Source organism: Streptomyces sp. NPDC057543 (assembly GCF_042801895.1).
In the GTDB taxonomy this organism is placed as follows: Bacteria; Actinomycetota; Actinomycetes; order Streptomycetales; family Streptomycetaceae; genus Streptomyces.
Window position 1 is genome coordinate 38,450 of record NZ_JBHVFF010000019.1, and the last position, 10,119, is coordinate 48,568.

Here is a 10,119-nt window from a genome sequence, read left to right on the forward strand (position 1 = left end):
ATTCGTCTCAACTCGACTTCGCTGCGCGTGAGCTTAGCCAGATCGAATCAGGGCTTCGGCGCATTCACCCAACCCCCTGCGCGAGCGCTCCCGCGGTAATACACTCACGAGTTTTTGTACGCACCGCCTCCACGCGTACGCAGGGAGTGACGATCAAGGGAGATCCCCAACCCGGAGCATTTGCCGTCCCGCGGTACGGGACGTTTTCACAACTGCGCGGGGAATTGCCCCGCGCGCCATGCCAGTCGTCCCGCGACGAGGGACGCGCGCACGCGTGATCGAAGCGGATCAAAAGGAGCGCATTGATGACCGAAGGACGGATGTACGGCAACGTCGCCCCAGCGACGGACGGTGCGGGCGGTGCGGGCGGTGCGGAAGATACGGCCGGCGCCGGTGCGGAGGACACGAGCGGTACGGGGGAAGCGAGCGGTACGGCGGACGCGAGCGGTACGGAGGACACGAGCGGTACGGGGCCGGCGCGCGGGTACACCATCGAGTCGCTCGACACCGGACTCCGGCTGCTGCGGCTGTTCCTGACGCACGACACGCTGACCGTCTCCGAGGCGGCCGGGCTGCTCTCCATCGGCCGGTCCACCGCCCACCGGGTACTCAGCACCCTCGAAGGACGCGGCTTCGCGGTCCGGGAATCCTCCGGACGCGGCTACTCGGCAGGTCCGGAGCTGGCGCGGCTCGGCCGTCCGGCGGGCTTCGGCGCGGCCGTCCGCGAACAGCTCGGAGTCGTACTGGACGACGCGCTACGGCGCACCGGCGAGACGGTGCAGAGCGCGGCGCTCATCGGCGACCGGATCCTGATCACCGACGGCCGCGAGTCGCCGCACCCGGTCCGGGTGATGCCGGAGAGGGGCCGTACGCACCCCGCCCACGCCACCGCCGGCGGCAAAATGCTGCTCTCCCGGATGTCAGCGGAAGAGCTCCACGCCCTCTATCCGCAGGAGGGACTTCCAAAGGCAGCGCCGAACTCCCTCACCTCACGGTCCGCGCTGTTCGCGGAGCTCGACGCGATCCGCTCCCTCGGATACGCCCTCAGCCGTGGGGAGTCGGTCCCGGGCCTGCACGCCGTGGCCGTTGCGCTGGCCGCGTCGAGCCGCCGGGACCGGCTCGCCCTGGTGACCTCGGCACCCGCCGACCGCGGCGACGACGCGGCGCTCGCCCGCCTGGTGGGCGAACTGCGCCGGTCGGCCGCGCTGTTCGGCGGGGCCTGATGACGGCCGGGCCCGAACAGAAGACCCTGGTGCCCCTCCCGGCAGGCTTTGCCCCGTCGCGCCGCCCAGCACGCACTCCCCCAAGGCCTTGAGGGCCAGGGGGACCCCCTTCCGCGTTGGCCGAAAGCCCTGGTAGCTCCTTCCCCGAGCTCTCAACTCCGTTCGAGCAGGGGAGACCCAGCCAAGGACTTCCGGCCGCCTCGCGATCGCACGCACCGGACGACGCTCCTTCCGGGCAGACACCGCCGGTCACGGCACTAGGTCCAGAGGTCGGTGCTGTGGGCGTCGATGAGGGCGGCGATGCGGGCGAGGACCTCATCGGCGGGCCGCGGATCGTGCCGGCGTCCGTCGCGCAGGCGCAGGGCGACCTGGCCGTCGGCGGCTTCCCTGGCACCGATGACGGCCTGGTAGGGCACCAGGCGGGCTTCCCGGATGCGGGCGCCCAGGGTGCCGCGGTCCGGTCCGGTGATCTCGGCCCGCAGCCCGAGGCCGGTGCAGCGCCGGGCGAACGCCTCCGCGTCCGGCAGTTCGGCTTCGGAGACCGGAAGGATCGCCAGCTGGGTGGGGGCGAGCCAGGCGGGGAAGGCCCCGCCGTGCTCCTCGATGAGGTGGGCGACGGCACGCTCCACGCTGCCGATGATGCTGCGGTGGATCATCACCGGCCGGTGTTTCGCACCGTCCGCACCGATGTAGTGCAGGTCGAACCGGGCCGGCTGGTGGAAGTCGACCTGGATGGTGGAGAGGGTGAACTCCCGGCCGGCGCTGTCGACGAGCTGGACGTCGATCTTGGGGCCGTAGAACGCGGCTTCTCCCTCGGCCGCCTCGTAGGGCAGCCCGGAGCGGTCGAGGACGTCGGTCAGCAGAGCGGTGGACCGCTGCCACAGTTCGGGGGCGGCGACATACTTCCCGCCTGGCCCCGGCAGGGAGAGCCGGTAGCGGGCCGGGCCGATGCCCAGCGCCCCGTACGCCCGGCGGATCAGTTCCAGCGCGGCCCGTGCCTCCTCGGCGGCCTGGTCCAGGGTGCAGAAGATGTGCGCGTCGTTCAGCTGGATGGCCCTCACCCGGGTCAGTCCGCCGAGCACCCCGGAGAGTTCGGAGCGGTACATGCCTCCCAACTCGGCCATCCGCAAGGGAAGTTCGCGGTAGCTGTGGGAGCGGGAGCGGTACATGAGTGCGTGGTGCGGACACAGACTGGGCCGGAGCACGACCTGTTCCCCGCCCACTTCCATCGGCGGGAACATGTCGTCGCTGTAGTGCGACCAGTGCCCGGAGATCTCGTACAGCTCCCGCTTGCCGAGCACCGGTGAGTACACGTGCCGGTAGCCCGCCCGCCGCTCGGCGGTGCGGATGTACTCCTCCAGGGTGTGGCGTACGACAGCGCCGTCGGGCAGCCAGTACGGCAGCCCGGCGCCGATCAGCGGATCGGTGTCGAACAGGTCCAGCTCGCGGCCGAGTTTGCGGTGGTCGTGCATGGCGGTCTCCTCGCGGTCGTCGGGCGGGTGACCGCAAGGCGAAGCCCCGGGGCACTCGCCCCGGGGCTTCGGACTGAACAGCTGTCAGCGCGCCGGGACACTCTCCGGCGTCGTCGTCATGGCAGCGCGCTTCATGCGGGGGACGTTAGCAGCGGCGTACCGATGTCCGCGCGGGAATATTCGCCGGGCCGCCCGGCCCCGGTTCGGCGCCGGCCACCGGTTCAGCGTCCGGCGCCGCCGATGCGCCCCTCCAGCTGCACCAGCAACTCGCTGAGCTGGGCGCTGAGTCGGCTGCGGGTCTGCTCGTCGAGACCGGACAGCACCGTGCGTTCGTACGCCAGCTGGCGCGGCAGCAGCCGATCGACCATCTCGCGTCCCTCCTCGGTGAGGCGGACATGAACGACGCGCCGGTCGCGGGCGTCGCTGCGGCGCTCGACGAGGCCCCGTTCCTGAAGGACCCGCAGGCGCTTGGTGACGGCGGCGCCGGAGGAGAACGTCTCCCTGGCGAGCTCGCCGGGGGTGAGTTCGCGGTCGGTACGGCGTACCGCACCGAGCAGGTCGAACTCGGCGCGGGTCAGGCCGGCGGCGCGCAACGGAGCGTCCTCCGCCTGCTGGAGCAGGGCCGCGCAGCGGTTGATGCGGCCGATGAGTTCCATCGGTCCGGTGTCCAGCTCCGGGTTGACGGCCTGCCACTGCCGTACCACCGAGGCGACGATGTCGTCGGTCACACCGCTCCGTTCTCCTGGGCAGGGGCGATGAGCCCCTGCCGCGTTGCTGTCGCCGCGAGCGTACGGTGTCCGGCCTGCTCGGCCGCGAGGACCTGCTCCTGGGGCAGGGCGCGCTGCCACCATTCGCCCGCCGCGGTGTCATCGGCTTCGCGCAACTCGACGAGCGAACCGGTCAGCCTGCGACGGGCGGCGTCGAGGGCGGCGGGCGTGGGCTGCGGGGCGGCCAGCGCGTGCACGGCGTGGGCGCGCGCCCGATCGGTGGCGGCGAGGGCCTTCTCCAGGCGCCCGGAGGCCCGGCGGTTCGTCACCAGCATGGCGGCGAGCAGGCCCACCGCGGCGCCGATCACGGTGTCCAGGACCCGGTCACCGATGAGTTCACCGGCCGGGTGGGTGCCGCCGAATTCCAGGACCAGCAGGGCCATCGGGGTGACGGCGATGGAGCCGAGCCAGTAGTTGCGGGTGATCAGGGCCTCGGCCGCGAAGCCGAAGAGCAGACAGAAGCCGATGAGGGCCAGGGGGCCGGTGCGGCTGACCGGGAGGACGGCGGCGAAGACGAGAACGCCGAGCAGATTGCCGAGGGTCCGCTGGAGGGCCCGGTTCCAGGTCAGGGTCACATTGGCCTGGTAGAGGGAGGCCGCGGTGACGATCGCCCAGTAGGGGCGGCCGACGCCGGCCGCCTGGGAGACGTATCCGGCGAGGGCGCAGCCGATGAGCGCGCGGGCGCCGATGGGCAGTAGCGGGGAGCCCGGGGCGAGGCTGCGCAGCAGTGCGCGGCGGGCGTCGCGGCGGCTTCCGGTACGCCGGGCGGCCCGTTCGGCGTCGATGCCGAACAGTTCCGCCGCCGTACCCGGAGCGGGCGGCGCGATGGGGACGGGTCCGCGGGCACGGGTCTGCCCGGCCCAGGCGCGCAGCAGGTCCGGATCGGCGGCCGAGGTGGGGGCGGCTGCGGAGAGGGGGTCGGCCGGGGAGCCGCCGAGGGCGCCGCCGGCGAGGACGGCTTCGGCGTGGACGACGAGGCGTTCGAGCGCCCGGCGTACGGGGGTGGGGCGTCCGGCGGCGAGGAGGGTCTGCCAGGCCGCGTGCACGGCGGCGACCGCGGCGTGCCGGGTGCGGTGGCCGGGTGCCGTGACGTATGCCGCGGCCGCGTCGAGTGCGCGGGCGGTCGCCCGGCGCTCGGGGCCCTCCCTGCGGATCGCCGCGGGGCCGACCGCGACCAGCCAGGAGACCGCGCCCGCGGCCAGGGTCAGCGCGAGGTGGCCCGGGACCTGTCCGAGGTGCTGCGGGGCGAAGAGCGCGGCCGAGGTGATGAACGTGAAGATCAACGGTCCGGGCGGGCCGATGCGGGTGGCGTCGCAGAGCACCTTCTGTCCGGCCGCGAGGAGTGCGCCCACCGCGATCAGCACGGCGGTCGATCCGGTGAGCGAGGCCGCGACCAGGGATATCGCCATGCCGATGACCATGGAGAGGACGACCCCGGCGACGGCTCGGGCCCGGCGGGCATACGGCAGATTGTGGCCGTAGAGCGCACAGAGCGAACCGGCCATCGTGTACATCACGAGGTCGAGCCGGTCCATGGCGAACAGCACCAGATCCGGTACGGCGGTGGCGACGACCACGCTCAGCGCCGGTTTGAACCACATGTCCGAGGGCCGGGCGAGGCGCAGCGGGGCCGCCAGCGGGAGTCTGCGGACGGAGGGCTGACGAGATCGGATGGCTGTATCACTCACCCAAATACTTTAGCAGGTATTACACCTGTAAAACATCCCCTCTTCCCGGTGCCCCTGCCGTACGACACCGATGGCTGACCTCTCCGCTAGGCAATACGTTCAGCACAAGGACAGAGAGTCACGCATCGGTACGTCCACGCATCCGCCCGTCCATGGAGGAAACCGAATGAAGCTCACGTCTCCGGTGCCCGGCGGTCCCTGCTGGGTCGAGCTGAGTACCCCCGACATCCCCGCGGCCAAGTCGTTCTACGCGGCGCTCTTCGGGTGGCGCCCCGAGACGGACCCGCGCGAGGAGGCGGGCGGCTACACCATGGCGCATCTCGGAGACGCGCGCGTGGCCGCGCTCAGTCCCGTCTACCAGCCGGGGCAGCCACCCGCCTGGACGGTCTCGTTCGCGACCGAGGACACCGACGCCACGGTCGAGAAGGTGAGGTCGGCGGGCGGCTCGCTGCTGGTCGGCCCGATGGACGTGTTCGACCAGGGCAGGTTCGCGGTGGTCGCGGATCCGTCGGGCGCGGTGTTCTCGCTGTGGCAGGGGCGCGCTTTCGCCGGTGCCGAGCTGATGAACGCCCCCGGCGCGCTCGGCTGGGTCGAACTCGTCACCCGACAGGCCGACCCGGCGCTCGCTTTCTATCCCGCGGTCTTCGGGTGGACGGTGAACGCCGCTTCCGCGAGCTACCCGCAGTGGGGCGTGGACGGCGAGGACTTCGGCGGCCTGCTGGTCATGGACGACAGGTTCCCGCAGGAGGCGCCGCCGAACTGGCTGCCGTACTTCGCCGTGCCGGACGTCGACGCGGCGGCGGCCACCGCGCAGGGGGCGGGCGGCGAATTGCTGATGCCGCCGACGGACGTTCCGGGCGGTCCCCGGATCGCGGTGGTCCGGGACCCGCAGGGCGCTGCGTTCGGCATCCACCGGGCGGGCGACGAAGGCTAGGAGGGCGCTGAGGATCTTGGCCGGGGAATCACGGCCGGACAGACCCTGGTGCCCCACTGATCGCGACACCCACGGACCCGCGTATCCATCGGTTCGACATCCGCCTGCCGGCGGGAACGGCGAACGGTCTTCCTGGAGTTCAGCTGATGTACGAGAGCGATGCCGGACTGCTCGCCCCCGGGCGGGCCGGCTCCCCCGCCGAGGCCGCCACCGGCGACGGCGCCTTTCTGCAGGCGATGCTCGACGCCGAGGCCGCGCTCACCCGCGCCCAGGCCGGCTGCGGACTCGCGCCCGCCGAGGCCGGGCGGGCGGTGACCGCGGCGGCGGGCGACGCGAGCCGGTTCGAGGTGCGGAGTCTGGCGCTGCGCGCCCGCACGGACGGCAATCCGGTCATCCCGCTGGTCGTCGACCTGGCCGCCGCGGTGGAGCCGGGCGTCCGGCCGTACGTGCACCGGGGCGCCACCAGCCAGGACATCCTCGACACGGCCGCCATGCTGGTCGCCGCGCGGACGCTGGCCCCGGTTCTCGACGATCTGGTGCGGGCCGCGGACGCGGTGGCACGGCTGGCCGTCGCGCACCGCAACACCCCGATGGCCGGCCGTACGCTCACCCAGCACGCCGTGCCGACCACCTTCGGACTGAAGGCTGCGGGGTGGCGTGCGCTGATCCTCGACGCACGGGACCGCCTGTCCGCCGTACGGGAGTCACTTCCCGCACAACTCGGCGGCGCGGCAGGCACGTTGGCCGTCTTCGACGCCTTCACGCCCGTCGGCGTAGCCGATGCGGGCGTTTCCGGCACCGATGCGTCCGGCGCCGCCGAGGACGACGGCCGGGGGCTACCCCTGCTCCAGGCATTCGCGAACGAACTCGGTCTGGCCGAACCGCTGTTGCCGTGGCACAGTCTGCGGACCCCGATCGCGGACCTGGCGGGCGCGCTCGCTTTCACGGCAGGTGCGCTCGGCAAGCTGGCGGCCGACGTACTCACCCTGTCCCGTACCGAGATCGGCGAGGTGACCGAGGGGCAGGGCGGTGGCTCGTCCACCATGCCGCAGAAGGCCAACCCGGTGCGCGCCACCCTCATCGTGGCGGCCGCCCGTCGCGCTCCGGCCCTGGCGGCGACGCTGTACGGCTCGCTGGTCGCCGAGGACGAGCGGCCGGCCGGGGCGTGGCACGCGGAATGGGAGCCGCTGCGCGAGCTGCTGAGGCTCGTCGGCGGGGCCGCGTACGCGGCGGCCGAACTCACCGACGGGCTGCGGGTCGTCCCGTACGCCATGCGGGAGAATCTCCAGCTCACCGACGGGCTGATCGTCGCGGAGCGGCTGGCCGCCGTGTTCGCCGAGCGGATCGGCCGCAAGCGTGCCAAGGAGGTCCTGCTGAACGCCGCCGCCCGGGCCCGCGCGGAGACCACGGATCTGGCCGACGTCCTCGCCGACGTGCTGGACGAGGAGCCCGAACTCGCCGGTCTCGACCTGTCCGAACTGGCCGATCCCGCTCGCTACACCGGCTGCGCGGGCCCGCTCACCGACCGCGCGCTCGACCGCGGCTGACCGGCCCGGTAGACCCTGGCCAGGGTCTTTCGTTCGGATCAGGCCGGATCAGGGAGCGGCCCGCCGCGGAGCGGCTGATGCCACCGTGGTGCCGTGCATCGCAAGGCGGACGAAGGAGTCATGGCGGAGCCGCTGGGGTCTCCCTTGCTCGAGCGGAGCCGAGAGCTCGGAGAAGACCGACGACAACGCGGCGAGGTGCGGTGCCGGGGCACACGAGCCCGGCCTGATCCGAACGAGATGCCCTAGATCAGCCGGCCCCCGCGGGCGATGACCCGGCCGGCCCGTACCACCATGGACGGAATCGGGCGGTCCACGACTGCCTCGGGCAGCGAACCGGCGGCCACCAGGACGAAGTCGGCCGGGTCCCCGGTCTCCAGCCGGGAGGCGGGCAGACCGAGCAGGGAGGCGCCGCCCTGGGCCACCGCCTCGTAACAGGAGGCGAGTTCGGCATCGGTGCGGGCATCCGTGCGGTAGGCGAGCAGATGGGCCCGGGCAAGCATGTCGCCGTCACCGAACGGCGTCCAGGCATCGCGCACTCCGTCCGAGCCGACGGCCACTCGCACGCCGTGCGGGGTGAGCCGTGCGGGGTCCAGGACCGGGTCACCGCCCAGGGCACAGGTGACCAGGGAGACGCCGGCGTCGGCCAACCGCGCCGCCACGGCGTCGCGTTCGTCACCCTCGAGCTCGGCCACGGCGAAGGCATGGCCGAGGGTGACGCGTCCCTGCATCCCGGCGGCGACGGTACGCCGGGCGATCTCGGCGACCTGGCGCAGACCGGCGGGCCCGCCGTCGTGCAGATGGATGTCGACCGGTACGCCCTTGCGGGCGGCCAGCCCGAACACGAAGTCCAACTGGCCGTCCATGTCGCCGTCGATGCCGATCGGGTCGAGGCCGCCGACGACGTCGGCCCCCTCGGACAGGGCCTGCTCCATGAGTTCGGCGGTTCCGGGCTCGCTCAACAGGCCGAGCTGGGGGAAGGCGACGATCTGGACGTCGACGAGGTCCTTGCGGGCATCGGCCGCCGCCCGCACCCCGTGCACCCCGGAGAGGCCGTGGACGGGGGCGACATCCACGTGGGCCCGCATGGCGCGGGTGCCACGGGCGATGGCCCGGTCCATGAGTGCCCCGACCCGCTCCTCCACCGGGGTCGTGAGGGCGGTCCTGGCCCGTACATCGCCCTCGATCAGGTCACGGAGCGTCCCGGCGGGTTCGCGGCTCAGCCAGGGCCCGCCCCAGGTCGACTTGTCGGGGTGGATGTGCGCGTCGACGGGCGAGGGCAGGGCGAGGGTTCCCGCGGCGTCCACGGTCACGCAGCCGTCGGGCAGCTCCGCCGGGTCGTACGCGGCGATCCGGCCGTCGGAGACCAGCAGGTCACGGGTGCGCCCGTCGAGGGAACGGACGGTGGTGAACAGGACATGGGGGCAGGCGGGGGCGGGCGTCGCCATGGGGCGGGGGCTCCTTCGGTGGTGCGCGACGTCGTGCGCTGGATGGGCGTCTTGGTCAGGGTCGGCGCCGGGGACCGGGATCCGTGGGTTCATCGGTGGCGGTGGCGGCGGCGAGCATCTGCATCGCGGTCTCGCGCGTTCCGGCCACATGACGGCGGGCGATCCGTTCCGCCTCATCCGCGTCGCCGCTCCTGATCGCCTCGTAGAGCAGTTCGTGCTCGCCGCACATCACGGGACCGTCGCCCGGCTCGGAGGTGAGGCTGAAGAGCCGGCGCAACCGGCCGTCGAGCGGCGCCATCAGGCCCTGGAGCAGCGGATTGCCGGACATGACGACGATCTGCTGATGGAAGTCGGCATGGACCGAGCCCAGTTCGCGGGTCCGGCGGGAGGAGCCCGCGACGCGGCGGGCGCGGTCCAGGAGTCTTTCCAGGGTGCGCAGGCCGTCCCGGTCGGCGCGCCGGGCGGCGAGCGAGGCCGCCAGCGCCTCCAGGTGTTCGCGGATGTCGAAGAAGTCCGCGGCCTCGGCCGGGCCGAGCGGGGCGACGAACGCGCCCTTTCGTGCCTGGGCGGCGATGAATCCCTCGGTCTCCAGTCGCTGGATGGCTTCCCGTACGGGGATACGGGACACCCCCAGCTCGTCCGCGAGTTCCCGTTCGACGACCCGGTGCCCGGAGGGGTAGCGGCCGTCGATGATCCTCTCGCGCAGTTCCACATAGACCTGGTCGCGCAGCGACTGATGTGCCGCACCGATGGTGGCGGTGAGGCCGGCGGTTCGGCTGCTGCTCATGGACTCGCTTCCTGCCCGTCGGAGCCGGTCTCTTCCGGCTCCCGTGCCGTGATCATCGCAGATTCCGGAAAGGTTCCGTACACCCTTGCTTGGTATTCGGTATACCAGATAGCTTGAGCGCCGCGCCCAATCCGGCCGCCCTGAACTGGTCTTTTCCGCTGACCCATGCCTGATGCAGGCATCGACTTCGGCGTCCAGCCGCCCGTTCGCACCTGAGGAACCACCGATGACGCAACCCTCGACGGCCGTCCCGCCG

General features: G+C 72.4%; 8 protein-coding genes. 3 read left to right on the plus strand and 5 right to left on the minus strand.

The features are described from left to right. The first annotated feature begins 305 nt into the window (after positions 1–305). Complete coding sequence (locus ACFU8Q_RS05950; protein ID WP_384448364.1) at positions 306–1,223, plus strand: IclR family transcriptional regulator; 918 nt, start codon at positions 306–308, stop codon at positions 1,221–1,223. Between the two features lie 257 nt (positions 1,224–1,480). Here the strand turns inward: ACFU8Q_RS05950 and thrS are convergent, their stop codons facing one another. The 3 genes from thrS to ACFU8Q_RS05965 all read right to left on the minus strand — a co-directional run bounded on the left by thrS (position 1,481) and on the right by ACFU8Q_RS05965 (position 5,150). Next, a complete protein-coding gene (thrS, locus tag ACFU8Q_RS05955) occupies positions 1,481–2,695 on the minus strand; it encodes a threonine--tRNA ligase (protein ID WP_384448367.1) in 1,215 nt (404 codons plus the stop codon). A gap of 221 nt (positions 2,696–2,916) precedes the next feature. Continuing rightward, a complete protein-coding gene (locus ACFU8Q_RS05960; protein WP_384448370.1) occupies positions 2,917–3,423 on the minus strand; it encodes a MarR family winged helix-turn-helix transcriptional regulator in 507 nt (168 codons plus the stop codon). After that, entirely contained in the window at positions 3,420–5,150 is a 1,731-nt protein-coding gene (locus ACFU8Q_RS05965) for an FUSC family protein (protein WP_384448373.1), read from the minus strand. Before ACFU8Q_RS05965 ends, ACFU8Q_RS05960 begins: the two co-directional genes overlap by 4 nt. A gap of 166 nt (positions 5,151–5,316) precedes the next feature. On the opposite strand from ACFU8Q_RS05965, the gene ACFU8Q_RS05970 reads away from it, so the two are divergent. Then, the gene (locus ACFU8Q_RS05970) at positions 5,317–6,084 is read left to right on the plus strand and encodes a VOC family protein (protein WP_384448376.1); all 768 of its coding nucleotides are present in this window, start codon (positions 5,317–5,319) and stop codon (positions 6,082–6,084) included. Between the two features lie 146 nt (positions 6,085–6,230). After that, positions 6,231–7,631 carry a 3-carboxy-cis,cis-muconate cycloisomerase gene (gene pcaB / locus ACFU8Q_RS05975; RefSeq protein WP_384448379.1) on the plus strand — a complete coding sequence of 467 codons (1,401 nt, stop codon included), beginning with the start codon at positions 6,231–6,233 and terminating at the stop codon, positions 7,629–7,631. Positions 7,632–7,873: 242 nt separating this feature from the next. Here the strand turns inward: pcaB and ACFU8Q_RS05980 are convergent, their stop codons facing one another. Further along, positions 7,874–9,076 carry an amidohydrolase gene (locus tag ACFU8Q_RS05980; RefSeq protein ID WP_384448382.1) on the minus strand — a complete coding sequence of 401 codons (1,203 nt, stop codon included), beginning with the start codon at positions 9,074–9,076 and terminating at the stop codon, positions 7,874–7,876. A 55-nt stretch (positions 9,077–9,131) separates the two neighbouring features. Then, positions 9,132–9,863: a GntR family transcriptional regulator gene (locus ACFU8Q_RS05985; RefSeq protein ID WP_384448385.1), complete on the minus strand. Its 732-nt coding sequence runs from the start codon at positions 9,861–9,863 to the stop codon at positions 9,132–9,134. Positions 9,864–10,119 lie beyond the last annotated feature (256 nt).

Bases quoted from the DNA above. Each gene is read 5' to 3' on its own strand.
- ACFU8Q_RS05950 (WP_384448364.1), top strand. From the start codon at position 306: ATGACCGAAGGACGGATGTACGGCAACGTCGCCCCAGCGACGGACGGT.
- thrS (WP_384448367.1), bottom strand. From the start codon at position 2,695: ATGCACGACCACCGCAAACTCGGCCGCGAGCTGGACCTGTTCGACACC.
- ACFU8Q_RS05970 (WP_384448376.1), top strand. From the start codon at position 5,317: ATGAAGCTCACGTCTCCGGTGCCCGGCGGTCCCTGCTGGGTCGAGCTG.
- pcaB (WP_384448379.1), top strand. From the start codon at position 6,231: ATGTACGAGAGCGATGCCGGACTGCTCGCCCCCGGGCGGGCCGGCTCC.
- ACFU8Q_RS05980 (WP_384448382.1), bottom strand. From the start codon at position 9,076: ATGGCGACGCCCGCCCCCGCCTGCCCCCATGTCCTGTTCACCACCGTC.
- ACFU8Q_RS05985 (WP_384448385.1), bottom strand. From the start codon at position 9,863: ATGAGCAGCAGCCGAACCGCCGGCCTCACCGCCACCATCGGTGCGGCA.